Raw genomic sequence first — 25,583 nt, 5'->3', positions numbered from 1 at the left:
GGGAGGCTACGGCGCTACGCGCTCACACCTCACACGTCACGCGGTGGGACGGCGACGGCGGCCGGTGCCGGCGACGAGCGCGGCGCCCATGGCCAGGGCCACGCCCGAGGCGCCGAGGGCCCAGCTGGTGGCGGCGTCGGAGCCGGTCTCGGCGAGCTGGCCGCCGCCGGTCGCGGTGGTGCCGGTGGTGCCGGTGCCGGGGGCGACGATCGGCGTGGTGGTGGTGCCACCGTTGGGCTTGGTGGTGTTGCCGCCGCCGGTGTTGCCCGTGTTACCGGTGTTGCCGGTGTTGCCGCCCGTGCTGCCACCGCCGGTGACGATCTTCGAGCGGTACATGACGCTGTCGGACCAGATCTCCTCGCCCTCGGTCATGCTGAAGCCGACCGTGTGCAGGCCGATGCCGGTGGCCGGGGTGCCCTTGGAGAACTTCAGGCGCAGCTTGATGTCGACGCTGTCCTTCTTGGCGATGGGGCCGGTGCCGATGAAGAGGCCGTAGGCCTCCTCGGAGCCGTAGGCCTCGACCGGGTACCAGTCGAAGGACCCGCCGTCGCCCTCGAGGTAGGCCTCCAGGTGGATCTGGTCGGCCTTCATCTTCAGGGTGTCCGTGGCGATGAGGTTCAGACCCAGGGCGTAGTCCTCCAGGTCGCCACCGGCGGAGTTGTCCACGTGCAGGGTGAACGTCTTCCAGTCGCCGCCCGCGGTGAAGCTGGACGGCACGCCGCTCAGCGTCACCTTCGGGCCGTTGGCGACGAACTCCTCGTCGAGGTCGAGGTCGAGTTCCTCGTCGGCCTTGGCCGCGGGCGCCGGCGTCTGCGGCTTCTCCGCGACGGGCGGGGCCGGGACCACCGGGGGCTGCACGGCGGGCTGCGCCGGCACCGGCGGGGTGACGGCGGCGCCGTCCTTGGCCGGGCTCTCGGCCGCCGGGGTCTGCGCCGGGGTCTCGGTCTTGGTCTCCGGGGCCGCGGCGGGCGAGCCGTCGCCCTTCGGCGCGGCGTCCGGGACGATGACGGCCGGGTTCTCCTGGGCCATGGCCGGCGAGGCCATCAGGACCGTCGGACCGGCGACGGCGGCAGCGGCCGCGAGGGCCACGCGCTTGAGCTTCATCTGCTGCTACTCCCCCTACAGGGGCTCCGGGCACGCTGCTCCGGACCACCCACTCACTTTTTTGAACACGATCAGGGTAATCGGCAGGTAAAGCGGTTTTCAGCCACGGCGGATCACAAGTTGAATGCAATACCACCAGCCATTCCGGGAGAAACGGACGAAGGTGGCGAGGGGCGCGGGCGGTGCGTTGGTACCGCCCGGCACGGACCCGAAGTCGCCATGAACGGCCGTGAACGCGGTCGCGTACCCGTGCATAACGGTTGACGGCGCCCGGATTCTGGACGAGCCCTTCCGCTCAGCGGACCCGCTCGCTACTGTCCCCGCATCGAACGCCCCGTGGCAGCGCCGCCGCGGGAGCGCAGCCGGTGCCATGGCCTTACCGGCGGCCTCTCCGTGCGTCGCCGAAACGGACCGGCACGCTCCGCCCGTGAGAGTCACCCGCCGCTCACCACAGAGGGAGAGGCGTCGTGACCGCGGAGACCTCCCAGACTCTCGACCGAGGGCTCAGAGTCCTCAAACTGCTTGCCGACACCGACCATGGGCTGACGGTCACCGAGTTGTCCAACCGACTCGGCGTCAACCGCACGGTCGTCTACCGGCTGCTGGCCACGCTGGAACAGCACGCCCTGGTCCGCCGTGACCTCGGCGGCCGCGCCCGGGTCGGCCTCGGCGTGCTGCGGCTGGGCCGCCAGGTCCATCCGCTCGTACGGGAGGCCGCGCTGCCCGCGCTCCGCTCGCTCGCCGAGGACATCGGGGCCACCGCGCACCTGACCCTCGTCGACGGTACGGAGGCGCTGGCCGTGGCCGTCGTCGAGCCGACCTGGACCGACTACCACGTGGCCTACCGGGCCGGGTTCCGGCACCCGCTGGACCGCGGGGCCGCCGGCCGGGCCATCCTGGCCGCCCGTCAGGGCTCGCTGACCGAGCCGGGCTACACGCTGACCCACGGCGAGCTGGAGGCGGGCGCCAGCGGTGCCGCCGCGCCCCTGGTGGGCATCACGGGCCTGGAGGGCAGCGTCGGCGTGGTCATGCTCGCCGACGCCGTGCCCGAACGGGTCGGCCCCCGCGTGGTCGACGCGGCCCGCGAGGTGGCCGACGCCCTCCGCTGACCGAAAATCGACGTTTGCAGTCATGGGTGAGGGGTAGCCGACCGCGGCTACGCGCCGGGCGGTACGGGCCCCAGGGCCCGGCCCCCGGCTCCGACGACCGGCTGGTCCCGGGGGCGCCGGCGCACGCCGCGGCCCTGGGGCCGGCGCCGGGTCGGCGGGCCCCCGGGGGCGGACGCCGGGCCGGCGGGAACCCCCGCGGCGGACGCCGGCCCGCGCCCCGCCGCTCCCGGCCCGGTCGCGGTGGGCGGTTAGATTGGCCGGGTGCTCACTCGCCTCTCACGTCTGCCGCGTCCCGCCGCCCTGGCCGTCTGCGCGGCGCCCCTGGCCGCCCTGCTCGCCGTAGCGGTCTTCGCGCCGCTGCCCTTCGCCATCGCACTGCCCGGGCCGACGGCCAACGTGCTCGGCTCCGAGGACGGCAAGCCCGTCATCAGCGTCAGCGGCGCGCCGACCCGCGAGACCTCCGGCCAGCTGCGCATGACCACGATCAGTGCCACCGGCCCCTCCGAGAACACCAACCTCGTCGAGCTGGCCCGGATGTGGTTCCGCACCGACCGGGCCGTCATGCCCAAGGAGGCCGTCTACCCGACGGGCGGAAGCGACGAGGAGATCGAGAAGCACAACCTGGAGGAAATGACCTCCTCGCAGACGACCGCCACCAAGGCGGCCCTCGGCTTCCTCCACAAGAACCCGGACGACGTGAAGGTCGACCTCAACCTCGCCGGCGTCGGCGGCCCCAGCGCCGGTCTGCTGTTCTCCCTCGGCATCGTCGACAAGCTCGACGGCGACGGCAGCGGCGGAGACCTCACCGGCGGGCGCAGCATCGCCGGTACGGGCACCATCGGCGCCGACGGCGAGGTCGGCGCGGTGGGCGGCGTGGCGCTGAAGACCCAGGCCGCCCACCGGGACGGCGCGACGGTGTTCCTCGTACCGGCGGCGGAGTGCTCCGACGCCCGCGCCGACCTGCCGAAGGGCCTGCAGCTGATCCCCGTCACTTCGCTGTCGGACGCGGTGAACTCTCTGCGTGCGCTGAACCGTGGGGGAGAGGTTCCGTCCTGCTGACGGCGGCGGCCGGCCGCCGGTCCATCTCCCGCCAGGCCGGGAAGACCAGCGGCGAGAGCGTGGTCAGCAGGTAGAGACCGCCGAACAGCAGCAGCGCCGGCGTCAGCCCGAAGCCCTCCACCAGCAGGCCCGCCGCGAGCCCGCCCAGCGGCATCGTCAGCTCGCACCCGGCCGTGGTCACCCCGGCGACCCGGCTGCGCAGCGCGTCGGGGATCCGCTCGTACATGACCGTCGTCAGGACCGGGTTGAGAATGCCCGCCGTCAGCCCCGCCAGGGCCATCGTCACCGCGAGCGGCAGCGTGGTGTCGGTCAGCGCGGCCGTCAGGTAGCGCGGGGCACCCGAGATGAGGAAGGCCACCGCGAACACCGTCCGGCGCGGCAGGCGTTCGCCGTACGCCCCGTACAGCAGGGCGCCCAGCAGCGCGAACCCGCCGAACAGTGAGATCAGCAGCCCCACGGCGGCGGCCCCGCCCAGCTCGTCCCGGCCGTGCACCGGGAGCAGCACCGAACTCCAGCCCTGGTCCATGCCGTTGGTCATCATGACCATGAAGGTGATGCCCAGCAGCAGCCGGCTGCGGGCCAGGAACGCCCAGCCCTCGCCCAGTTCGGCCCGGTACCCGGCGAGAGTGATCTTCCCGGCCGCCTTCTGCGGCTCGGCCGCCGCCACGCCGCGCACCCCGAAGGCGACGAGCGCCGCCGAGACGGCGAAGGTCGCCGCGTCCAGCAGCAGCACCGTCTCGGCGCCGAGCACGGCGATGAGCAGGCCGGCCACGGCCGCCCCGATCATGCGGGCACCGCGCGAGACGGCGTCGTAGAGGCCGGCGGCCCGCCCGAGGGTCGTGCCCGCCTCCTCGGCGAGGTGGGGGAAGAGGACGTATCGGGCGGTCAGGCCCGGCGTGTGGACCAGCCCGCCGACCGCCATGAGCGCGCAGAGCATCCAGAACTGCAGCAGCCCGGCGTAGTGCAGCAGCGGGATCGCACCCACCGCGACACCGCAGACGGCGTCGGAGACCACCGAGACCCGGCGGCGGCCGAGCCGGTCGATCACGGGCCCGCCGATCAGGGCCGCGACGACGACGGGAAGCGTGGCGCAGAAGGCGACGACTCCCGCCCGGCCGGCGCTGCCGGTGGTCTGGAGGACGAACCAGGGGACGCCGATGAGGGTGAGGGAACTCCCCGCGATGGACACGGTGTTGGCGGCCAGTACGGCGGCCAGTGGGCCACGGCGGCGCACCGGGCCGGGACCGGCCGTCCCGGTGGTGCTGATGGCGTGCATGCAGAACTCCTTCGGGAGGCGGAGGGGTGGCGAGGGCGGGGAGGGCCGCTACACGTCGGCGCGCGGGAAGACGTGGACGTGCACCCGCACCGACTCGGCGCCCGGGGCGTCCCCGTCGGCGTCCCCGCCGGGGGCCCGGTCGCGGAAGCTGTCGATCACGGCGTGCAGCTGGTGGATGAGGTCCAGCGCCTGCTCGGGGCCGAGCCGCAGCGTGAAGTCGCTGAGGTCCGAGCCCCGCCGCCACGCGAGCGGCCAGTGCTGTGCGCCGCCCAGCCAGCGGTTCAGCTCCTGGGCGTGGATCGAGGCGATCTGCTGGAGGAAGACGTCGGCGGCGCCGCGTACGGCCGGGTCGGGGTCGTGGATCAGGTTCTCGTCGAAGAGCGTGCCGTCGTGGGCGGCCCGCCACCAGCGCTCGCGCCCCTTGCCGTGCTCGGGGGCGTCCTCGACGAAGCCGTGCGCGGCGAGCTGGCGCAGGTGGTAGCTGGTGGCGCCGCTGGACTCGCCGAGCCGCTCGGCGAGGCGGGAGGCGGTCGCCGGTCCGTCGTGCCGCAGCGCGCCCAGCAGCCGGATGCGCAGCGGGTGCGCGAGGCCGCGCAGTGAACGGGCGTCGAGCGTACGGATGTTGAGCTCTTTGTCGGGCACGGACGCGACAGTAGAGTTGCAAAGATTCCTATGCAACGCCTTTTCTGCACGGGGTGCCCGGCCGGCTCAGTCGTCCTCGGCCGCCTGCTCGACCAGCGGGATGATCCGCAGGGGTACGGGGTTCTCCATCACGATCGCGGTCGACGCCCGCACGATGCCCTCGAACCCGACGACCCGGTCGATCACGCGCTGCAGGTCGGCGTTCGAGCGGGCGACCAGCCGGCACAGCATGTCCCCGTGCCCCGTCGTGGTGTGCAGCTCCAGCACCTCCGGGACCCCGGTCAGGTGCGCCCGTACGTCCGCCCCCTGCCCCTGCTTGATCTCCAGCGTGGCGAAGGCGGTCACCGGGTAGCCCAGCGCCGTCGGGTCCACCTGCGGGCCGAAGCCGCGGATGACCCCGCTCGACTGGAGCCGGTCCAGCCGGGCCTGGACCGTGCCGCGCGCGACCCCGAGCCGGCGGGAGGCCTCCAGGACGCCGATCCGGGGCTCACGGGCCAGGAGAACGATGAGCCTGCCATCGAGATTGTCGATGCCCATGAGGCGCCTTCCGCTGGTCATACTGCACAGATACTCCAGCCATGCTGGGGCTGTGCTGTACATCTTGTCCAGGCAAAATGGAAACTATTGCGCAGCTTGTGGTTCGGCGGGACTCTGCGCTCATGACTGAGACCCTGCATCACACCCCCGACACCGCGCGTGAGGCCGACCCCTTCCCGGTGAAGGGCATGGACGCGGTCGTGTTCGCCGTGGGCAACGCCAAGCAGGCCGCCCACTACTACTCGACCGCCTTCGGCATGAAGCTCGTCGCCTACTCCGGACCAGAGACCGGCAGCCGCGAGACGGCGAGCTACGTCCTCACCAACGGCTCGGCGCGCTTCGTGATGACCTCGGTCATCAAGGCGACGACCGACCACGGCCGCTTCCTGGCGGAGCACGTCACGGAGCACGGCGACGGCGTCATCGACCTGGCCATCGAGGTGCCGGACGTGCGGGCGGCGTACGCCTACGCGGTCGAGCAGGGGGCGCGGGGTCTGGAGGAGCCGCACGAGGTGAGCGACGAGCACGGCACGGTCGTCCTCGCGGCGATCGCGACGTACGGCCAGACCCGCCACACCCTGGTGGAGCGGTCGGCGTACACCGGCCCGTACCTGCCCGGCTTCGTGGCCGTCGAGCCGATGGTGGCCCCGCCCGCCAAGCGGACCTTCCAGGCGATCGACCACTGCGTCGGCAACGTCGAGCTCGGCCGGATGGACGAGTGGGTCGGCTTCTACAACAAGGTCATGGGCTTCACGAACATGAAGGAGTTCGTGGGCGACGACATCGCGACCGAGTACTCGGCGCTGATGTCGAAGGTGGTCGCGGACGGGACGAAGAAGGTCAAGTTCCCGATCAACGAGCCGGCGATCGCGAAGAAGAAGTCGCAGATCGACGAGTACCTGGAGTTCTACGGCGGCCCGGGCGTCCAGCACATCGCGCTCGCCTCGAACGACATCGTCGCGACGGTGCGGTCCATGCGGGCGGCGGGCGTCCAGTTCCTCTCGGTTCCGGACACCTACTACGACACCCTGGGTGAGTGGGTCGGCGACACCCGCGTCCCGATCGACGAGCTGCGCGAGCTGAAGATCCTGGCGGACCGTGACGAGGACGGCTACCTGCTGCAGATCTTCACCAAGCCGGTGCAGGACCGGCCGACGGTCTTCTTCGAGATCATCGAGCGGCACGGGTCGATGGGCTTCGGCAAGGGCAACTTCAAGGCGCTGTTCGAGGCGATCGAGCGCGAACAGGACAAGCGCGGCAACCTGTAATTCCGGGTTCCGGGCCAGGCTGACCCACCCCCGGCCCCACGGGGGCCCGCCCGGGCGCTACGCCCCGGACCCACCCGCCTCCCCGGGGCGCGCGCCTCAAGCGCCGGCGGGGCTGGGCGGGTGGGCGGAGGCTCAGCCCGGAGCCGGACACGTGCGCTGCGCGCCCGTGCGCTCAAACGCCGCGCGGGCTGGATTTGCCGCTGCGCGGCAACCAGCCGCGCCCAGCACCCACCCAGTTCCACCGGGCACCACTGCAGCCCCGTCGGCGTTTGAGGCGCGGGGGCCCGGGGGCGGAGCCCCCGAGACCGGCGCCGCCGGGTGCCCTTCCGGCGCCGTCGGGCACCCAATCCAGCCCCGCCGGCGTTTGAGGCGCGGGGGAGTGGGGGCGGAGTCCCCGTACGTTTGGCGTGGCCCGCGCCCGCCGGGCACCACCGGCACGCCGCCCAGCTGGGCCCCGGGCGGGCTACGGCGCGGACTTGGGGACCACCGTCACCTCCGGTTGGACCCACCGGCCCCGCGGGCGGACGTTCTCCGGGCCGCCCGGGGGCGGGTTGCCCAGGGCGGCCAGGGCCTGCTTCGCCAACGGGGCACGCAGCGGCGAGAACCGCGGGTTCGTCCGCAGCGCCTCCTCGAAGTGCCGCCGCGCAGCCCCCGCGTCGCCCAGCGACCGCTCGATCTGCGCCCGGTGGTAGGAGAACTCCGCGCTCCGCAGCCCCAGATCGGTCGCCTTCTTCGCGTACTCCAGCGCCTCCTCGTCGTCCCCTGCCCGGTGCAGCGCCCATCCCAGCGCGTCCGCCACCTGCACGCTCTTGTGCCGCGCCCACTCCGCCGTCAGCCGCGTCACCGCCGCCGTCGCGTCCCCGTGGTCCGCCTCGTACAGGCCGAGCACCACCGACTCGTTCACCCCGTGCGCGGTCCCCCGCACCACCAGCCCGCCGAGCTTCGCGTACGGATCCTTCGCCTCGTCCGTCCGCCCGCGCGCCTCCAGCAGTTCGCCCAGTTCCAGCGCCAGCGCCGGCACCGCCACCCGCCCCAGCGCCATCCGGTAGTCCCGTACGGCCTCCCCGTCCCGCCCCAGCGCCGCCAGCACCCGCGCCCGGCCGCCCAGCGCCGCGCCCGAGCCAGGGTCGGCGCGCAGCGCGCCCTCGAACTGGCGCAGCGCCTCCGACGGCTCCCCGCGCTCCCACGCCAGTTCGCCCAGCCGGTACAGCGCGTACCCCTTCTCCGCCGGCGTCTTCGCCGCGCCCGCGCCGTGCTCCATCGACAGCACCGCGTCCTCGCGCCAGCCGTGGTCACGGTAGACGGCCGAGGCCCGCGCGTACGCCGTCAGCCCCGGCCGCAGTTCGAGCAGCCGCTCCAGCGCCCGGTCGGCGGCCTTGTAGTCGCCGAGCCCGCTGTACGCGTCCACCAGCACCGGGTACGCCGTCCAGTGCTTCGGCGCCTGCGCCCGGACCAGCTCGCCCCACTTCTTGGCGGTCCCGTAGTCCCGCCGGGCGTTGGCCAGCGTGCCCATGCCCGTCATCGCGTCGACGTTGTCCTTCTCCGCCGGCCGCAGCTCCAGCGACTTCTTCAGCGCCCGCTCCGCCTTCGGGTACCAGGCCGAGTCCGCCGTCCGCCGGGCCTGCTCCAGGTACGCCGACCCCAGCACCGCCCACGACGCGTCGTCGTCGGCGTGCTTCTTCAGCCACGCCTCGCGGTCGGTGACCAGTGCCGTCAGGTCCATCGCGGCCACCGGCGAGCCCATTCCCACCGCCGCCGCGGCCCGCTGGCTCGGCCCGGGCGGGCGCGCGTCGTCGTCCTGCCGGGCCGGCCGGATCAGCAGCGCGCCGGCGATCAGGACCACGGCGACCGCGGCCGCCACGAGCGTCTTGCGGCCGGTGAAGGTCACGGGCGGTGCCGGGTGCGAATCCTCGTCCATGTCCATGCGCTTACTGTGCGTCAATATGAAGAGCGTGCGGCGGTGTCCGAAGAGGGTCGCGGCACGGTTCACACCGATGGCCCCGAGTGCCACGCTGACCTCATGGATCCCAAGGACGATCTCCACGCCAGGCTCCACACCGCCCTCCGGACGGGTCTGCCCGACGAGGCCCTGCACACCGATCCGCAGGTGACCGCCTCCTATGCCACCGACATGGCCAGCTTCTGCGCCGCCGGCACCCCGGCCGCCGTCGTCATGCCCCGTACGGTCGAGCAGGTCCAGCACGTCATGCGCACCGCCACCGCCCTGGGCGTCCCGGTCGTCCCCCAGGGCGCCCGTACCGGGCTGTCCGGCGCCGCCAACGCCTCCGACGGCTGCATCGTGCTCTCCCTGCTCGCGATGGACCGCATCCTGGAGATCAACACCGTCGACCGGACCGCCGTGGTCGAACCGGGCGTCGTCAATGCCGTCCTGTCCCGGGCCGTCGCCGCCCAGGGCCTGTACTACCCGCCCGATCCCTCCAGCTGGGAGCAGTGCACCATCGGCGGCAATATCGGCACCGCCTCGGGCGGTCTGTGCTGTGTCAAATACGGCGTCACCGCCGAGTACGTCCTCGGCCTCGACGTGGTCCTCGCCGACGGGCGGCTGCTGCGCACCGGCCGCCGCACCGCCAAGGGGGTCGCCGGATACGACCTCACCCGGCTCTTCGTCGGCTCCGAGGGCAGCCTCGGCATCGTCGTCCAGGCCGTGCTCGCCCTGCGCCCGGCCCCGCCCCGGCAGCTCGCGCTCGCCGCCGAGTTCCCCTCGGCCGCGGCGGCCTGCGCCGCCGTCTGCGCGGTCATGGAGGCCGGGTTCACCCCCTCCCTGCTGGAGCTGATGGACCGCACGACCGTCCGCGCCGTCAACGCGCTGGGCCGGATCGGGTTGCCCGAGACCACCGAGGCGCTGCTGCTCGCCGCCTTCGACACCCCGCACGCGCCCGACGACCTCGCCGCCGTGGGCGCGCTGTGCGCGGTGGCCGGGGCCACCGCCGTCGTCCCCGCCGAGGACGAGGCCGAATCCGAGCTGCTGCTCCAGGCCCGCCGGATGTCCCTGACCGCCCTGGAGGCGCTGCGCCCGGCCACCATGATCGACGACGTGTGCGTGCCGCGCTCCCGGCTCGCCGAGATGCTCGACGGCACGAACGCCATCGCCGACCGGTACGACCTCACCATCGGCGTCTGCGCCCACGCCGGCGACGGCAACACCCACCCGGTGGTCTGCTTCGACCCGGCCGACGCCGACGAGGCGGCCCGGGCCCGCGCCTCCTTCGACGCGATCATGGCGCTCGGCCTGGAGCTGGGCGGCACCATCACCGGCGAGCACGGGGTCGGCGTACTGAAGAAGGAGTGGCTGGCCCGTGAGCTGGGCCCGGTCGGACTGGAGCTCCAGCGCAAGGTCAAGGAGGCCTTCGACCCGCTGGGACTGCTCAACCCCGGCAAGCTGTTCTGACGGCGGCGCCCCTGCTCCCGCGTCGACGTGACGGTGCTCATGCGTCGCCCTCCCCGGACTCGTCGGAGGGCCACGGGTCGCGCAGCCACAGCTCGTCCGCCGGGGTCGGGGTCAGCAGCTCCGCCAGGGCGGCGTCCAGGCCCAGCAGCGCGGGCTCGTCCCCCGGCGGCACCACGCGCAGGGTCCGCTCCAGCCACGCCGACACCGAGGCGGCCGGGGCCTCCAGCAGGGCGTCGCCGTCGGGGGAGCTGAGCGCCATGCACAGCACCGCCTTGTGGTCGACCTTGGTGGGCCAGATCCGCACGTCCCCGTGCCCGCACGGCCGGAACACCCCCTCGACCAGCAGCTCACGGGCGAAGGTCCAGTTGACGGGGGTGCTGGACCCGGTGTGGAAGGTGATGTGCACGGCGTACGGGTCGTCGGCGCGGTAGCTCAGCCGGGCGGGGACGGCGACGCTGCGCTCGGGGGACAGGACCAGCTTGAGCTCCAGCTCGCGCTCGATGACGGGGGTGTGGTGCATGGGGTGCCTCGCTTCGGTTCAGTTCGGCTCGGTGCGGTGCGCGCGGCCCGGTCCGGGCCCCACACCCGTGAGAGCGCCGAGACGCCCGGTTGTGACGCGACTTCGCGAGGTTTTCCGAAAACTGGCCGGATTCTGTCGGCTGACTGAAAAAGGCCTTCGGGCTCCCGTTCCCCCGAAGGCTTGGATTCTCCCGTTACCCGGCCTGCCGGGGCGGGGTTCTTGGCTATGGTCCTGCCCTGCACAAGCCTCAAGCCACGATCGGAGTTGGGGACATTGACGGCCTCCCCTGGTGACGGCGAGCACGCGGCCCGCGAGGGCTACTACCCCGATCCGTCCATCCCCGGGTACGTCCGGTACTGGAACGGCGGGGCCTGGGTGCCCGGCACGAGCCGCCCGGCCGCCCCGGCCGACGAGACCGGACCGGTCTTCCTCGACGACACCTCGCTGTCGGAGGTCCTGGCCGTTCCCCGGCCGTCCCCGGTCCCGTCCCCGATCCCGGTCGCGTCCCCGATCCCGGCACCGGCCCCCTCCCCGTGGCAGGCCGATCCCCTCCACCAGGCCGGCTTCGGCGGCCCCCACGACCGCAGGGTCTCCTGGGGCGGCCCCGACGTGCCGGCCCCGGCCCCGGCCCGGGCCGCCGCGGCGGCCCCGGCCCCGGCGGGCGTCTCGCTGCGCCGCAGCGCCGCCGTCGCCGCCCAGGCCGCCCCGCCGGCCCCGGCCTGGCCCGAGGCCAGGCGCGCCGAGGAGGAGGCCGTGCCGCCCCCGCCGTCCCCCCGGCCGCTGCGCCCGGTACCGGCGCCCGAGCCCGCACCCCGCCCCGACCCGGAGCCCGTCCGCCCGGCCGCCGACGCAGCACCGGCACCCGCCCCGCCCGTACGGGAACCCGCGTACGAGCCCGTACGGGAACCCGTCCGTGAATCCGTGCGGGAACCCGTACGTGAACCCGTGCGGGAACCCGTACGCGAGCCCGCACCGGAGTCCCTGCGCCCGGCCGCCGCGCGGTACGCCGAGGGGCACGCCCCGCGCCCGGTGCCGGCTCCCGACCCGGCCCCGGCCCCGGCCCCCGCGCCGACGCCGAGCACGGCGCCGGAGACCGCGGCCAGAACCGCGCCCGCGCCCAGGACCGCGTCCGAGCCCGAGCGTGCCCCCGGCCGGGAACCGGACGGGCGGACCGGCGGCGCCGCCGACGACGGCCCCGTCCGCGGCGCCGCCGCCACCCGCGAGGTCTTCGAGCGGATGGCGAAGCCCGACCCCCGGCCCGCCGGGTTCGGGCGCCGGCTGCTCGCCCGTACCGTCGACGGCCTCGTCCTCGCCGCCGTCGGCACGGCGGTCGCCCTGCCCTTCGTCCCTGATGTGACCGCCCACCTCCAGGCCAAGGTCGACGCGGCCGCCGCCCGGGGGAGCGGGCAGCCGGTCACCGTCTGGCTGCTCGACGCCACCACCGCCGGCTACCTCGGGATCGTCCTGGGCGCGCTGCTGCTCTTCGGGGTGTTCTACGAAGCCGTACCGACGGCCAAGTGGGGCCGTACGCCCGGCAAGAAGCTGTGCGGGATCCGGGTCCTGGGCGCCGCGACCCGGCGGCCGCCCACCTTCGGGGCGGCGCTGCGGCGCTGGCTGGTGTACGCGCTGCTCGGCCTGCCCGGAGCCCTGTGGGCGCTGGTCGACCGGCCCTGGCGGCAGGCCTGGCACGACAAGGCGGCGGGCACCTTCGTCGCCCGCTGAGCGCAACGGGTCGCCCGGACGGCGGCCCTCCCGTTGCGGGGTGCGGACCCCCGGGTTCGACTCGGGCCATGAGTACCGATCAGCCGCCGCCGGGCGAGCGACCCGAGGACGACCCGTTCCTCAAGAAGCCCCAGGAACCGACGCCTCCGTCGGGCGGTTCGCCGTACGGCTCACCGCCGCCCCCGGAAGGCACTCCGCCGCCCGGCGGCCCGTACGGAGGCGGCACCGGCGAGGGCGGGGGGTACCCGCCGCCGCCCCCGCCTCCGCCGCCCGGTGGCCCGTACGGAGGCGGTGGTCCCGGTGGCCCCGGCGGGTACGGCATGCCGGACCCGCTCGCGGGCATGCCCCCGCTCGCGGACTTCGGCAAGCGGCTGGCCGCCCGCGTGCTGGACGTGCTGATCGTGGCGATCCCGCTCTTCCTCATCCAGCTGCCGTTCGACAACCGGCGGTACATGGTCGAGACCGACCAGGGCGAGGACGTCACCGAGATCATCAGCAAGTCGTACAGCGGCACCGGGCTGATCTGGACCCTGATCGGGGTCATCGCGTACGTCGGCTACGACTGGTTCTTCACCCAGAAGAGCGGCCAGACCCTCGGCAAGAAGGCGCTGGGCCTGCGCGTGGCGATGCTCAACGACGGCAGTGTCCCGCCCTCCGGAGCCGCACTCGCCCGCGCCGCCGTACTGTGGCTGCCGACCCTGCTCTGCTGCTTCTGCCTGTGGCCGATCGCGCTGATCATTTCGATGCTGGTCGACAAGCCCTACCGGCAGGCGCTGCACGACAAGGTCGCCAAGACGGTGGTGGTCACCACGACCTGAGGCGCGCGACGGCCTGGGGTGCGACGACTTGGGGCGCGACGGCCTGAGGCGCGCCACGCGGGTACGACCCGCTGTCAGTACTCAGTGGTGGACGGGATGTTCGGCTGCGGCCGCCCGGGGCTCCGGCACCCGGGCGGCCGCAGGTGCGGGTGCCGCCTGCGGGGCGGCGGCGGAAGCGGCTGCCGCGGCCCGCGCGGAGCCGCGTCGCTTCGGCATGGGTACAGTGAGCGCCACGAGCAGGCCGAGGGCGAGGGCGGCCGCGGCGATGACCGCGACGCCGAGCCCCGTACGCGTCTGCGAGAGCAGCAGCATGGCGATGGTCGACACGACGACGGTGGCGGTCCCGTAGGCGAGCTGTGCGGCAGTCGGTCGCGGCATGGCGATTTCCGTCCTCGGAGGCGGGGAGGGGAGTCGGCTCAACTCGGTCGCGCTGTCAAGAGACTCTACGACGGGGGATTCCCGGGTGGAACCGCCAGTAAGCGTGACCTGACCCACGGTGCCGGGGAGCAAGGGGGGCGCACGGGGGCATCGTGCGCGCCCCGCAGGGGTGCGGACGTGACGTTCGCCCCATATGGCTGGGGAACGTCCGGATACCGGAACTGACTGACCGCATAGTGCAGTTGACCTGGTCAAGTCAAGGTCTGTCTTTTCTTGAGCCTGTCCGGTCAAATGTCGTCACTTGAGACGCGCGCCGCGCGGAACCCCCCACTCCTATGGAGAAGTTCCGACAGTCCATGCGGCCGCGGGAGGGGAACACATCAAGTGACCAGCAATTCCGTGAAGCGGCGCGCCCTGCGCGCCGCTGCCGTCGGTGTGGCGCTCGCCGCGTGCGCCACCACCGCCGCCGCATTCACCACGGCTCAGGCCGTTTCCGGCCCGGGCGCCCCGGCGGTCGACCGCCAGGACCCGACGGCCCCGGCGAAGACGAAGGTCGACCACGACCTCCAGGGCCCGTTCAGCAAGCAGCAGGAGCAGGCCCGCGAGGCCGCCCTGGACCAGGTGCTGTCCGGCAAGAAGGACGTCGAGCAGCGCGGCGCCTCCAAGGTCGTCAAGCTCGACGACAAGAAGTACGTCGAGCTCGGCCGCGAGAAGACCGACAAGATCTTCACGATCCTCGTCGAGTTCGGCGACCAGGTCGACAGCACGACCATGCACGACCCGGACGGCCCCGGCCCCAAGCCGCCGGCCCCCAAGTACGGCGGCGAGCCCGGCCCGCTGCGCAACGCCATCCCGAAGCCGGACCGCGCCAAGGACAACAGCACCGCCTGGCGCGCCGACTTCAGCCGCGAGTACTTCCAGGACCTGTACTTCGCCACGGGTGAGGGCAAGCACTCGCTGAAGACCTACTACGAGAAGACCTCCTCGGGCCGTTACTCGGTCGAGGGCGAGGTCTCCGACTGGGTCAAGGTGCCGTACAACGAGGCCCGTTACGGCTCGAACTTCTGCGGCAGCTCCAACTGCTCCAACGTGTGGGACACCGTCCGTGACGGCGTCACCGCCTGGACCGAGGCGCAGAAGAAGGCCGGCAAGACCGACGAGCAGATCAAGGCGCAGCTGTCCCAGTACGACCAGTGGGACCGCTACGACTTCGACGGCGACGGCAACTTCAACGAGTCCGACGGCTACATCGACCACTTCCAGATCGTCCACGCGGGCGAGGACGAGTCGGCCGGTGGCGGCAAGGAGGGCACCAACGCCCTCTGGGCCCACCGCTGGTACGCCTACGGCACCAGCGCGGGCAAGACCGGCCCGGAGAACAACAAGGCCGGCGGCACGCAGATCGGCAACACCGGCATCTGGGTCGGCGACTACACCATGCAGCCCGAGAACGGCGGCCTCGGTGTCTTCGCCCACGAGTACGGCCACGACCTCGGTCTGCCGGACCTCTACGACACCACCGGTGGCGGCGAGAACGGCGTCGGCTTCTGGTCCCTGATGTCGGCGGGCTCCTGGCTCGGCGAGGGCAAGGACTCCATAGGCGACATGCCGGGCGACATGACCGCCTGGGACAAGCTCCAGCTGGGCTGGCTGAACTACGACAAGGCCAAGGCCGCGACGAAGTCCACCCACAAGCTGGGCGTGGCCGAGTTCAACACCAAGGACAAGCAGGCGCTGGTCGTCGAGCTGCCCAAGAAGCAGGTCAAGACCGAGGTCGTCGCGCCCGCCGAGGGTTCCACCCAGTGGTGGAGCGGCATGGGTGACGACCTCAAGAACACCCTGACCCGCTCGGTCGACCTGACCGGCAAGTCCTCCGCGTCCCTGTCCCTCAAGGGCTGGTGGGACATCGAGAAGGACTACGACTACCTGTACACCGAGGTGTCCACGGACGGCGGCGCCACCTGGACCGCCCTCGCCGGCACCGCCAACGGCCAGCCCATCCCGGTCGACGCCGCGGGCTCCCCGTCGCTGACCGACGTCTCGGGCGGCTGGCAGGACCTGAAGTTCGGCCTCGACGCCTACGCGGGCAAGAAGGTCGACCTCCGCTTCCGCTACCAGACGGACGGCGGCGCGGGCGGCAAGGGCTTCACCGCCGACGCGATCACCCTGACGGCGGACGGTGCGCAGCTGCTCACCGACGGTGCCGAGGCCGGCGACAACGGCTGGACCCTCAAGGGCTTCTCCCGGATCGGCGCGAGCTTCACCAAGGAGTACGCGCAGTACTACATCGCGGAGAACCGCCGCTACGTCTCGTACGACAAGACCCTCCAGGTCGGCCCGTACAACTTCGGCTTCGCCAACACCCGTCCCGACTGGGTCGAGCACTACCCGTACCAGGACGGCCTGCTGATCTGGCAGTGGGACACCTCCCAGAAGGACAACAACACCAGCGTCCACCCCGGCCAGGGCCTGATCCTGCCGATCGACGCCAACGCCAAGCCCATGAAGTGGGCGGACGGCACCCTGCTGCGCAACAAGATCCAGCCGTACGACGCGACCTTCAGCGCGTACAAGACGGACGCGTTCACCCTCCACAAGAACGGTGAGTCGCTGTTCCTGAAGCCGAAGCCCGCGAACCTGGTCTTCGACGACCGCAAGGGCACGTACTACTACGACGAGAACCCGACCGGTTCGGTGAAGGTCACTGACACCAACACCAAGATCAAGATCCTGAAGGAGACCTACGACGGCGAGGTCATGACCATCGAGGTCGGCCCCTCCGCGAAGTAGTCGGTAAAACCGCAGGTCAAAGCATGATCGGCCGTCGCCCTCTAGCGGGCGGCGGCCGATCGCGTTTAGATGCGGGGGCGAGGTTCGTTATTGACACCGGCACGACCGCCGGCGTCGGCACCGCGAACCCCTTTCCATCTCACGGGGGAGATGCACCATGCCAGGCGGAGGTTTCACCAAGCTCCCGAGCGGGACCGTCGTGGTCGCCCTGACCCTGCCCAGACCGGCCGGGGACGGCGGCCCGGTCCGGGTGCTCGTGCACGCCGCGAACCGGGCCCGCGCCCTGACCAGGCTGCGCAACGTCGGCATGCGGGCGGTCTACCTGCGGGGCAACACCCAGCCGCCGACCCCCGACGAGGTCACGGCGGTGCTGCACCACCCGGACGGCCTGCTGTGGCGGACGGTCCCGGACGACGTCGAGGAGCTCTGGCACCCCATACGTGCCCTCCTGCGGGGCGCGTAGGGCCCCTCTAGCCGCCCGCCACGACCGGGGTGCCGGTCAGCTCCACCCCGGCCTCCCGGAGCTCCTCCAGGGCCCGCCGGGTGGTGTGCGGGGCCACCCCGGCGGTCAGGCCGAGCAGCACGCGGGTGGCGAAGCCCTCGCGTACGGCGTCCAGGGCGGTCGCCCGGACGCAGTGGTCGGTGGCGATCCCGACGACGTCGACCTCGCTGACGTGCCGGTCGCGCAGCCACTGGGCCAGGCCGGTGCCGTTCTCGTCGGCGCCCTCGAAACCGCTGTACGCGGCGGCGTGGGCGCCCTTGTCGAAGACGGCGGCGATGCTGCCGGAGGCGACGGCGGGCGCGAAGTTCGGGTGGAACCCGACGCCCTCGGTGCCGGCCACGCAGTGCACCGGCCAGGACGTCTCGTAGTCCGGCTCGGCGGGCGGCCGGGCGAAGTGCGGGCCGGGGTCGACGTGGTGGTCGCGGGTGGCCACCACGTGCCGGTAGCCCGCCGTGGCCTGGCCGATCAGCTCGGTGACGGCGGCGGCGACGTCGGCGCCGCCCGCCACGGCGAGGCTGCCGCCTTCGCAGAAGTCGTTCTGTACGTCGACGACGATCAGTGCGCGGTGCATGACGCGGTCCTTAGGTCGATGTCTTCGGCGGCCGGCTTTCCCTGCGGGGCCTTTCCCCCACCCCGCCCCTTCCCGAAACGGTGGCGGAGCCCGCGGAGGGGTCAGGCGTACTCCGTCGGGATCACCGGTTCGCCCCGCGACAGCTGCGTCGCGGACAACGGCAGGGCGGCCCGCGCCGCCACGTGCCGGTCCCGCGCCGCCTCCAGCGGCTCGCGCGCGACCACCTCGCCCCCCTTGACCAGCTCCACCAGCAGCTGCCGCGACGACAGCGCCGCCGGCACCGGGCCCGTGCCGATGACCTCCGCCTCGGCGACCCCGTCCGCGTCCGGCCGCCGCGCCGCCCACTTGCGGCCGCCGATCGAGGTCTTGCCGCCGGAGGACTTCTTCGCCACCGGCACCAGCGGCGCCTTCGGGTCCGCCGACCCGGCCCGCGCGACGAGCTTGTAGACCATCGAGCAGGTCGGGTGCCCGCTCCCGGTGACCAGCTGCGTGCCCACCCCGTACGCGTCCACCGGGGCGGCCGCCAGCGAGGCGATCGCGTACTCGTCCAGGTCGGACGTCACCACGATCCGGGTCCCCGTCGCGCCCAGCTCGTCCAGCTGCTGGCGGACCCGGTGGGCCACCAGCAGCAGGTCGCCGGAGTCGATCCGGACGGCGCCCAGCTTCGGCCCGGCGATCTCCACCGCCGTGCGGACGGCCTCCGCGACGTCGTAGGTGTCCACCAGCAGCGTCGTTCCGCCGCCCAGCGAGGACACCTGCGCCTGGAACGCGTCGCGCTCGCTGTCGTGCAGCAGGGTGAAGGCGTGGGCCGCCGTCCCCACCGTCGGGATCCCGTACCGGAAGCCCGCCGCCAGGTCCGAGGTCGAGGAGAAGCCGCCCACGTACGCGGCCCGCGCCGCGGCGACCGCCGCCAGCTCGTGGGTGCGCCGCGCGCCCATCTCGATCAGCGGCCGGTCACCGGCGGCCGAGGCCATCCGCGAGGCCGCCGCCGCGATGGCGGAGTCGTGGTTGAGGATCGACAGGATCACCGTCTCCAGCAGCACGCACTCCGCGAAGCTGCCCTCCACCCGCAGCACGGGCGAGCCCGGGAAGTAGACCTCGCCCTCCGGGTAGCCCCAGATGTCGCCCGAGAAGCGGTACGAGGACAGCCAGTCCAGGGTCCGCATGTCGACGACGGCCCGCTCCCGCAGGAACTCCAGCACCGCCGAGTCGAAGCGGAAGTTCTCCACCGCGTCCAGCACCCGGCCGGTGCCCGCCACGACGCCGTAGCGCCGGCCCTCGGGCAGCCGCCGGGTGAACACCTCGAAGACCGAGCGGCGGTCGGCGGTGCCGTTGGCCAGGGCGGCCTGCACCATCGTGAGCTCGTAATGGTCCGTGAAGAGCGCTGTCGACGGCACGTCCACCGGCAGGCCCAGGTCCGCAGGGTTCATGTCACGGATGCTAGCGCACATTTCGTCAAACTGACGAGATGGGGAACCCCGTTTGTGCGACCGACCGGTCACAGTGGCAGCATGGGACGGGTGAGTGTTGCTCCCATTGAGATCGAACGCACCGAATCCGCCGAGGAGACCTTCGCGGTCCCCTCACCGGACGTCCCCTGGGTGACCCTGGTGCACAACGACCCGGTCAACCTCATGAGCTACGTGACGTACGTGTTCCAGGCGTACTTCGGCTACTCCAAGGACAAGGCGCACAAGCTGATGCTCGACGTCCACCACAAGGGGCGGGCGGTCGTCTCCAGCGGCACCCGCGAGGAGATGGAGCGCGACGTGCAGGCCATGCACGGATACGGCCTGTGGGCCACCCTCTCGCAGGACCGCGGCTGATGGGCGGCACCTTCCAGGCCCTGGACGGCGGGGGCGCGGCCATCGTCCTCGACGACATCGAGATCTCCATCCTGCGCTCGCTGGCCATCCAGCTGCTGGAGCTGATCGGGCCGGGCGAGCCCGAGCCGGCCGCCGACGCCGACCCCCTCGCCGCGCTGTTCGCGGAGGGGCCGAGCGAGCCCCCGTCCGACCCGGCGCTGGCTCGGCTCTTCCCCGACGCCTACGGCGGGCCGGCCGGCCCGCAGGCCCCGGGCGTCGACCCGGCGGAGCAGGCGGCGATGTCGGCGGAGTTCCGCCGGTTCACCGAGAACGACCTGCGCACCCGCAAGCGCGAGGACGCGCTGGCCGTCGTACGGAGCCTGGACGCCCTGGCGCCGGCCGGGGGCGGCGAGGTCGAGCTGGAACTGACCGGCGAGCTGCCGATGCGCTGGCTGGGCGCCCTGAACGACCTGCGGCTGACCATCGGGGCGCGGCTGGAGATCACCGAGGACGACGAGAGCGCGCAGCTCTTCCGGCTGCCGGACGACGACCCGCGCAAGCCCATGGTGATGGCGTACCTGTGGCTGGGCGGGCTCCAGGAGACCCTCATCGAGACCCTCTAGTCCGGCCGGCGCAGTGGGGATCTCGTCCGGCCGGGCCGGCCGGACGGGTGGGCCCGGTGCCCGTTCGTCACCCTTTGGGCGCCTCCCGTTCGCTCAGCGGACGCTCAAATCCGGATAACGATCGGATCACCACCATGTGGTGATCTGATCTTTTTCGGGCCGTCTGCCCTGATTTCGGTGTGGCGCGTGTCACATTCGGTCCCGCTGGTCACCCATGAGCCCGTGATAGATCTTCACGACCGCCGCCGGGACGCCACCCCTGTCCCCACGGCGCTGCTTGAACCGGCCGACCGCCGGCGTGCAACTCCATCCGTATCCGGGGGGATCGAGGAAACCCGATCCGCTGCCACTTCCAGGGCGCGGGTCGGCGTGGAGAAAGGCGCACCAGACATGACCTCTGTGCAGGTCGAGCAGCACGACAACGGGCCGGCCAAGCCGGCAGGTGGCGGCGAGGGCGAGGGCGACGGTTATCACCGCGCACTCGGCGCCCGCCAGATCCAGATGATCGCCATCGGCGGGGCCATCGGCACGGGCCTCTTCCTCGGCGCGGGCAAGGCCATCTCCAAGGCCGGACCCAGCCTGATCCTGGCCTACGCCATCGCGGGCCTGGTCATCTTCTTCATCATGCGGGCCCTGGGCGAGCTGCTCATGTACCGCCCCGTCTCGGGCTCCTTCTCGGACTACGCCCGCGAGTTCCTCGGCCCCTTCTGGGGGTACGCGACGGGCTGGACGTACTGGCTCTTCTGGGTGGTCACCGGCATCACCGAGGTGACCGCGGCCGCGCAGTACATGGCCTACTGGACGGGCGACAGCTTCCCGCAGTGGGCGTACGCGCTGATCTTCACCGTGATCCTCTACGGCGCGAACCTGATCTCCGTGAAGCTCTTCGGCGAGCTGGAGTTCTGGTTCTCCATGGTCAAGGTCACCGCCATCGTCGGCATGATCCTGATCTGCGCCGGCATCCTCACCATCGGCTTCTCGGACGCCGCGGCCACCGCCTCGGTCTCCAACCTGTGGAACGACGGCGGCTTCTTCCCCAAGGGCATCGGCGGCACGCTGATGACCCTGCAGATCGTGATGTTCGCCTTCCTCGCCGTGGAGCTGGTCGGCGTCACCGCCGGCGAGTCCAAGGACCCGGCCACGACCCTGCCCAAGGCCATCAACACCGTGCCGTGGCGCATCGCCGTCTTCTACGTCGGCGCGCTCATCATGATCCTGTCGGTGGTGCCGTGGTCGCACTTCCAGCCCGGCGTCTCGCCCTTCGTCGCCGCCTTCGAGCGGATGGGCCTCGGCGTCGGCGCGGCCATCGTCAACTTCGTCGTGCTGACCGCGGCGCTGTCCTCCTGCAACTCGGGCATGTACTCCACCGGCCGCATGCTGCGCGACCTCGCGCTCAACGGCCAGGGCCCGAAGGTGTTCACCAAGCTGACCAAGAACGGCACGCCGCTGGTCGGCACCACCTTCTCGGCCTCGCTCATGCTGGTGGGCGTCTGGATCAACTACGTGGCCCCCGGCAAGGCCTTCGACTACGTCGTCTCCTTCGCCACCATCTCCGGCATGTGGGCCTGGATCATGATCCTGGTCTGCCAGATCCGCTACCGGGCCAAGTCGGACCGCGGCGAGCTGCCCGCGTCCCCGTTCCGCGCCCCCGGCGCCCCGTGGACCAGCTGGTTCGCCCTGCTCTTCATCGGCATGGTCATCGTGATGATGGGTGCCGACAAGGACGCCCGCGTCTCGCTGTACTGCGCCCCGCTGTGGGGTCTGCTCCTCGGCGTGTCCTACCTGGTGCTGACCAAGCGCGCCGGCGGCTCCGGCGGCACCAGCGTCAAGATCTCGGTCGACATCGACGCCTGATCCGGCGCCCCCGTCCAGCATCCGGGCCCTTCCGTACCACTCCTCGGTACGGGAGGGCCCGTCTGCTTATCCTGTCGCTCATGCTGACCCTCACCCAGGCCCTGTACGACCAGATCGTCGAGCACGCCCGCAAGGACCACCCGGACGAGGCGTGCGGCGTCGTGGCCGGCCCGGCGGGCACCGGCCGCCCCGAGCGGTTCATCCCGATGCTCAACGCCGCCCGCTCGCCCACGTTCTACGAGTTCGACTCCAAGGACCTGCTGGCGCTCTACCGGGAGATGGACGACCGGGACGAGGAGCCCGTGATCATCTACCACTCCCACACCGCGACCGAGGCCTACCCCTCGCGCACGGACGTCACGTACGCGAACGAGCCCGGCGCGCACTACGTGCTGGTCTCCACGGCCGACACCGACGGGGCGGGGGAGTTCCAGTTCCGCTCGTACCGCATCGTCGACGGCGTGATCACCGAGGAAGAAGTGCAGGTTGTGGCGGCCTACTGACCACTATGCGAGAAGGGTGCGTCCGGGATGTGGGATCACACTCCTAACCGCCATCGGGGAATCGTTAACATGACCGCATGGTTTCCCACGACGTGAGCATCGAGACGCCCGGCACAGTGCTGCTCGTGGCGCGGCTGCACGTCGACCTGTGCCGCCTCGCCAGCGCCATCTGTCCTGCTGTCTGAGCCCGCCGCACCACCTTCCGCACCACACCACAGCCCCTCTCGCGCGGGGGCTCAGAGCCGCGCGCCCCATGTGACAACAGGAGCCTGTCATGGCCATCGAGGTCCGCATCCCCACCATCCTCCGCACCTACACCGACGGCGAGAAGGCCGTGAGCGGTGAGGGCACCACGCTCGCCGAGCTCTTCGCCGACCTCGAGACCCGCCACAAGGGCATCCAGGAGCGCATCGTCGACGAGTCCAAGGGCGGCGAGCTGCGCCGCTTCGTGAACGTCTACCTCAACGACGAGGACGTCCGCTTCCTCGCCGGCATCGCCACCGAGGTCAAGGACGGCGACAGCGTCACCATCCTCCCGGCCGTCGCCGGCGGCTCGAAGTAATGCGTTACGACTCCCCGCTCGCGGCGGTCGGCCACACCCCGCTGGTCCGGCTGCCCCGGCTGTCGCCCTCCGCCGACGTCCGGATCTGGGCCAAGCTGGAGGACCGCAACCCGACCGGCTCGATCAAGGACCGCCCGGCGCTCCACATGATCGAGCAGGCCGAGAAGGCCGGCCGCCTGACCCCCGGGTGCACGATCCTGGAGCCCACTTCCGGCAACACCGGCATCTCGCTGGCCATGGCCGCGAAGCTCAAGGGCTACCGCATCGTGTGCGTCATGCCGGAGAACACCTCCCAGGAGCGGCGTGACCTCCTGGCGATGTGGGGAGCCGAGATCATCTCCTCGCCGGCCGCGGGCGGCTCCAACACCGCCGTGCGCGTGGCGAAGGAACTGGCGGCGGAGCACCCGGACTGGGTGATGCTCTACCAGTACGGCAACCCCGACAACGCGGGCGCCCACTACGCCACCACGGGCCCGGAGATCCTCACCGACCTGCCCTCCATCACCCACTTCGTGGCGGGCCTGGGCACCACCGGCACCCTGATGGGCGTCGGCCGCTACCTGCGCGAGCACAAGCCCGACATCAGGATCATCGCGGCCGAGCCGCGCTACGACGACCTGGTCTACGGCCTGCGCAACCTCGACGAGGGCTTCGTCCCCGAGCTCTACGACGCCTCCGTGCTCACCTCGCGCTACTCGGTGGGCTCCGCGGACGCCGTCACCCGTACCCGCGAACTGCTGCGCGAGGAGGGCATCTTCGCCGGCGTCTCCACCGGCGCCGCCCTGCACGCGGCGATCGGGGTGGGCCGCAAGGCCGTCGCGGCGGGCGAAGCGGCGGACATCGTCTTCGTCGTGGCCGACGGCGGCTGGAAGTACCTCTCGACGGGCGTCTACACCGCGGCCACCACGGAAGAGGCCATCGAGGTCCTCCAGGGCCAGCTCTGGGCCTGACCCCACGATCCGCCCGGGCCGGGCCGGGAACCCGACGGTTCCCGGCCCGGCCCGTTTCCGTAGTCCCCTCCCGTCACCCGTTCGGCCGCCCGCGGGTCGCCGTCGGCAGCGGCGCGGCGGACGCTCGAATCGCCCGACCGTCCCAGGAGAGGAAGGTGGCGCGATGACGGCCACACCCGGCGGCGCACCCCGCAGTACCCCGTCCGCCGCCAAGGACCCGTACGGCGGATGGGTCTCCGGACCCGCCTCGTTCGCCGGGTTCATGCTCAGCCTCTTCGGCGTGTCCGCGATCTTCGAGGGCATCGCCGCTCTGGCCGACGACGACGTCTACCTGGGCGTCGGCCAGTACACCTTCGCGTTCAACCTCACCACCTGGGGCTGGATCCATCTGATCCTGGGCGTGGTCTCGCTCGTCACCGGCCTCGCCCTCCTCAAGGGCCGGGCCTGGGCGCGGATCGCCGGCCTCGTCATCGCGACGCTGTCGGTGATCCTGAACTTCATCTGGCTGCCCTACCAGCCGTGGTGGTCGCTGATCGCCATCGCCATCGGCCTCTACATCGTCTACGTCCTGTGCTTCGCGGTGCCACGGGGCGCGGCGTCCGGCCTCTGACCCGGAGCTGCTGGCCGCGCCGTCAGGACGGCGCGGCCAGCAGCTCCGCCAGGATCGACGCGTGACTGGACTGCGGCGTACGGACCGCCGTCACCAGCGTCAGCGGACCCGCCGCCGCCAGCGCCCGCAGATGCGCCAGCGCCGCCTCCGCCTCGGGCGCCCGCAGCTCCTCCTCGTACCGGGCCCGGAACTCCTCCCACGACCCCCCGCCGTGGAACCACGTGCGCAGCTCCGAGGACGGCGTCACCGCCTTGGGCCACTCGTCCACCCGCGCCGCCGCCTTCGCCAGCCCGCGCGGCCACAGCCGGTCCACCAGCACCCGCACGCCGTCCGCCACCGGGTCCGGTGCCTCGTACACACGCCGCAGCCGGATCATGAGTGCCCACCTCCGAGCCCCTTGACCTCGTCCCACACCGCGGGGTCCAGCACGCCCACCCGCCGCCGGAACTCCCACACCGACACCTCCACCGGCCGGTCCGCCTCCAGGAACCCCGGCCGGCCGTGCGCGTCGCCCACCATGCCGGGCGGCAGCGGGATCACCCCGGCCCGCTCGTCGTGGTACTTCCCCGTGACCTGCGCGATCCGCGCCCGCCGGCCCCGTACCGACAGCACCAGACACGCCCGGTCGTCGGCCAGCCGCCAGAGCTCGCCCGCCCGGGGCCGCGGCGCCGGCCCCGGACCGCGCACCGCACGGGCCGCCGGCGCACCGCGGGCCCGGCCGCCCGCCACCAGCACGACCAGCGCCACGGCCACCACCGCGGCCACGGCCGGCCACCAGGACGTGTCCATGGATCGACCGTAACCGCGCCCCGGCCACCCGGCACGGCAACCTCCGCGGCCCTGTCGCTCCCCCGGGTGACACCACAGGTGAGTTCCCCCACAACGGCACGCCGTGGAGGAGCGACCGGAGGTTTCGCGCCTTACGCTCGACGCACCGCACGACCCCCGACGCCCTCCCCGTCTCCGCCCGC

27 protein-coding genes are annotated in these 25,583 nt (G+C 72.3%); 16 read left to right on the top strand and 11 right to left on the bottom strand.

Annotated elements, in window-relative coordinates; genetic code table 11:
* Window positions 1-36 precede the first annotated feature (36 nt).
* Window positions 37-1,104, bottom strand: a complete 1,068-nt coding sequence (locus tag ACZ6KO_RS12865; RefSeq protein ID WP_469303633.1) for a hypothetical protein — start codon at window positions 1,102-1,104, stop codon at window positions 37-39.
* 467 nt (window positions 1,105-1,571) lie between these two features.
* Between ACZ6KO_RS12865 and ACZ6KO_RS12860 the strand changes: the two genes are divergently transcribed.
* Together ACZ6KO_RS12860 and ACZ6KO_RS12855 are read left to right on the top strand one after the other, a co-directional pair.
* Entirely contained in the window at window positions 1,572-2,213 is a 642-nt protein-coding gene (locus ACZ6KO_RS12860; protein ID WP_190182650.1) for an IclR family transcriptional regulator, read from the top strand.
* 261 nt (window positions 2,214-2,474) lie between these two features.
* Window positions 2,475-3,272 carry a YlbL family protein gene (locus ACZ6KO_RS12855; protein ID WP_469303631.1) on the top strand — a complete coding sequence of 266 codons (798 nt, stop codon included), beginning with the start codon at window positions 2,475-2,477 and terminating at the stop codon, window positions 3,270-3,272.
* On the opposite strand, the gene ACZ6KO_RS12850 is transcribed toward ACZ6KO_RS12855, so the two are convergent.
* The 3 genes from ACZ6KO_RS12850 to ACZ6KO_RS12840 all read right to left on the bottom strand — a co-directional run bounded on the left by ACZ6KO_RS12850 (window position 3,202) and on the right by ACZ6KO_RS12840 (window position 5,727).
* Window positions 3,202-4,548: an MFS transporter gene (locus ACZ6KO_RS12850; protein WP_469303628.1), complete on the bottom strand. Its 1,347-nt coding sequence runs from the start codon at window positions 4,546-4,548 to the stop codon at window positions 3,202-3,204. The two genes, ACZ6KO_RS12855 and ACZ6KO_RS12850, sit on opposite strands and share 71 nt — an antisense overlap.
* 48 nt (window positions 4,549-4,596) lie before the next feature.
* Window positions 4,597-5,190: an ArsR/SmtB family transcription factor gene (locus tag ACZ6KO_RS12845; protein ID WP_469303625.1), complete on the bottom strand. Its 594-nt coding sequence runs from the start codon at window positions 5,188-5,190 to the stop codon at window positions 4,597-4,599.
* A gap of 66 nt (window positions 5,191-5,256) precedes the next feature.
* On the bottom strand, window positions 5,257-5,727 hold the full coding sequence (locus ACZ6KO_RS12840) for an Lrp/AsnC family transcriptional regulator (protein WP_469303917.1): 471 nt from the start codon (window positions 5,725-5,727) through the stop codon (window positions 5,257-5,259).
* Window positions 5,728-5,849: 122 nt separating this feature from the next.
* Between ACZ6KO_RS12840 and hppD the strand changes: the two genes are divergently transcribed.
* A complete protein-coding gene (gene hppD, locus ACZ6KO_RS12835; protein ID WP_469303623.1) occupies window positions 5,850-6,995 on the top strand; it encodes a 4-hydroxyphenylpyruvate dioxygenase in 1,146 nt (381 codons plus the stop codon).
* A gap of 463 nt (window positions 6,996-7,458) precedes the next feature.
* On the opposite strand, the gene ACZ6KO_RS12830 is transcribed toward hppD, so the two are convergent.
* Window positions 7,459-8,919, bottom strand: coding sequence for a tetratricopeptide repeat protein (locus ACZ6KO_RS12830; RefSeq protein WP_469303619.1), 1,461 nt, complete (start codon window positions 8,917-8,919; stop codon window positions 7,459-7,461).
* Window positions 8,920-9,015: 96 nt separating this feature from the next.
* Between ACZ6KO_RS12830 and ACZ6KO_RS12825 the strand changes: the two genes are divergently transcribed.
* A complete protein-coding gene (locus tag ACZ6KO_RS12825) occupies window positions 9,016-10,404 on the top strand; it encodes an FAD-binding oxidoreductase (protein ID WP_469303617.1) in 1,389 nt (462 codons plus the stop codon).
* A gap of 37 nt (window positions 10,405-10,441) precedes the next feature.
* Here ACZ6KO_RS12825 and ACZ6KO_RS12820 read toward each other — a convergent pair whose 3' ends face one another.
* Complete coding sequence (locus ACZ6KO_RS12820) at window positions 10,442-10,924, bottom strand: SsgA family sporulation/cell division regulator (RefSeq protein WP_469303614.1); 483 nt, start codon at window positions 10,922-10,924, stop codon at window positions 10,442-10,444.
* 273 nt (window positions 10,925-11,197) lie between these two features.
* On the opposite strand from ACZ6KO_RS12820, the gene ACZ6KO_RS12815 reads away from it, so the two are divergent.
* Window positions 11,198-12,646 (top strand): RDD family protein, encoded by a 1,449-nt coding sequence (locus ACZ6KO_RS12815; protein ID WP_469303610.1) that lies wholly within the window; start codon window positions 11,198-11,200, stop codon window positions 12,644-12,646.
* A gap of 68 nt (window positions 12,647-12,714) precedes the next feature.
* Window positions 12,715-13,464: an RDD family protein gene (locus ACZ6KO_RS12810; RefSeq protein ID WP_469303607.1), complete on the top strand. Its 750-nt coding sequence runs from the start codon at window positions 12,715-12,717 to the stop codon at window positions 13,462-13,464.
* A gap of 81 nt (window positions 13,465-13,545) precedes the next feature.
* On the opposite strand, the gene ACZ6KO_RS12805 is transcribed toward ACZ6KO_RS12810, so the two are convergent.
* Window positions 13,546-13,842, bottom strand: coding sequence for a hypothetical protein (locus tag ACZ6KO_RS12805; protein WP_469303605.1), 297 nt, complete (start codon window positions 13,840-13,842; stop codon window positions 13,546-13,548).
* A gap of 384 nt (window positions 13,843-14,226) precedes the next feature.
* On the opposite strand from ACZ6KO_RS12805, the gene ACZ6KO_RS12800 reads away from it, so the two are divergent.
* Window positions 14,227-16,632 (top strand): immune inhibitor A domain-containing protein, encoded by a 2,406-nt coding sequence (locus ACZ6KO_RS12800; protein WP_469303603.1) that lies wholly within the window; start codon window positions 14,227-14,229, stop codon window positions 16,630-16,632.
* A gap of 157 nt (window positions 16,633-16,789) precedes the next feature.
* Window positions 16,790-17,095, top strand: a complete 306-nt coding sequence (locus ACZ6KO_RS12795; protein ID WP_401450610.1) for a hypothetical protein — start codon at window positions 16,790-16,792, stop codon at window positions 17,093-17,095.
* Window positions 17,096-17,102: 7 nt separating this feature from the next.
* Here ACZ6KO_RS12795 and ACZ6KO_RS12790 read toward each other — a convergent pair whose 3' ends face one another.
* Window positions 17,103-17,705: an isochorismatase family protein gene (locus ACZ6KO_RS12790; RefSeq protein ID WP_469303600.1), complete on the bottom strand. Its 603-nt coding sequence runs from the start codon at window positions 17,703-17,705 to the stop codon at window positions 17,103-17,105.
* 101 nt (window positions 17,706-17,806) lie between these two features.
* The gene (locus tag ACZ6KO_RS12785; protein WP_469303598.1) at window positions 17,807-19,135 is read right to left on the bottom strand and encodes a nicotinate phosphoribosyltransferase; all 1,329 of its coding nucleotides are present in this window, start codon (window positions 19,133-19,135) and stop codon (window positions 17,807-17,809) included.
* A gap of 81 nt (window positions 19,136-19,216) precedes the next feature.
* On the opposite strand from ACZ6KO_RS12785, the gene clpS reads away from it, so the two are divergent.
* From clpS to ACZ6KO_RS12745, 8 genes are all read left to right on the top strand, one after another.
* Entirely contained in the window at window positions 19,217-19,531 is a 315-nt protein-coding gene (clpS, locus tag ACZ6KO_RS12780; protein WP_401450602.1) for an ATP-dependent Clp protease adapter ClpS, read from the top strand.
* Window positions 19,531-20,133 (top strand): DUF2017 domain-containing protein, encoded by a 603-nt coding sequence (locus tag ACZ6KO_RS12775; protein WP_469303595.1) that lies wholly within the window; start codon window positions 19,531-19,533, stop codon window positions 20,131-20,133. The genes clpS and ACZ6KO_RS12775 overlap by 1 nt, the downstream gene beginning before the upstream one ends.
* Window positions 20,134-20,523: 390 nt before the next feature.
* Window positions 20,524-21,987 (top strand): amino acid permease, encoded by a 1,464-nt coding sequence (locus tag ACZ6KO_RS12770; RefSeq protein ID WP_469303593.1) that lies wholly within the window; start codon window positions 20,524-20,526, stop codon window positions 21,985-21,987.
* An 80-nt stretch (window positions 21,988-22,067) separates the two neighbouring features.
* The gene (locus tag ACZ6KO_RS12765) at window positions 22,068-22,490 is read left to right on the top strand and encodes a M67 family metallopeptidase (protein ID WP_401450594.1); all 423 of its coding nucleotides are present in this window, start codon (window positions 22,068-22,070) and stop codon (window positions 22,488-22,490) included.
* 77 nt (window positions 22,491-22,567) lie between these two features.
* Window positions 22,568-22,675, top strand: coding sequence for a putative leader peptide (locus ACZ6KO_RS12760; RefSeq protein WP_401450591.1), 108 nt, complete (start codon window positions 22,568-22,570; stop codon window positions 22,673-22,675).
* An 89-nt stretch (window positions 22,676-22,764) separates the two neighbouring features.
* Window positions 22,765-23,052 carry a MoaD/ThiS family protein gene (locus tag ACZ6KO_RS12755; RefSeq protein ID WP_469303590.1) on the top strand — a complete coding sequence of 96 codons (288 nt, stop codon included), beginning with the start codon at window positions 22,765-22,767 and terminating at the stop codon, window positions 23,050-23,052.
* Window positions 23,052-24,002 carry a PLP-dependent cysteine synthase family protein gene (locus tag ACZ6KO_RS12750; protein WP_469303588.1) on the top strand — a complete coding sequence of 317 codons (951 nt, stop codon included), beginning with the start codon at window positions 23,052-23,054 and terminating at the stop codon, window positions 24,000-24,002. Before ACZ6KO_RS12755 ends, ACZ6KO_RS12750 begins: the two co-directional genes overlap by 1 nt.
* 163 nt (window positions 24,003-24,165) lie before the next feature.
* The gene (locus tag ACZ6KO_RS12745; protein ID WP_469303586.1) at window positions 24,166-24,612 is read left to right on the top strand and encodes a DUF7144 family membrane protein; all 447 of its coding nucleotides are present in this window, start codon (window positions 24,166-24,168) and stop codon (window positions 24,610-24,612) included.
* A 22-nt stretch (window positions 24,613-24,634) separates the two neighbouring features.
* Here ACZ6KO_RS12745 and ACZ6KO_RS12740 read toward each other — a convergent pair whose 3' ends face one another.
* Entirely contained in the window at window positions 24,635-24,988 is a 354-nt protein-coding gene (locus ACZ6KO_RS12740) for a DUF488 domain-containing protein (protein WP_469303584.1), read from the bottom strand.
* Window positions 24,985-25,401, bottom strand: a complete 417-nt coding sequence (locus ACZ6KO_RS12735; RefSeq protein WP_469303582.1) for a hypothetical protein — start codon at window positions 25,399-25,401, stop codon at window positions 24,985-24,987. Before ACZ6KO_RS12735 ends, ACZ6KO_RS12740 begins: the two co-directional genes overlap by 4 nt.
* Between the last annotated feature and the right edge of the window lie 182 nt (window positions 25,402-25,583).

Source organism: Streptomyces sp. NPDC042102, assembly GCF_055582305.1.
Note: the sequence above shows the minus strand (reverse complement) of the source record. Positions and strands in the feature narration are given on the sequence as shown.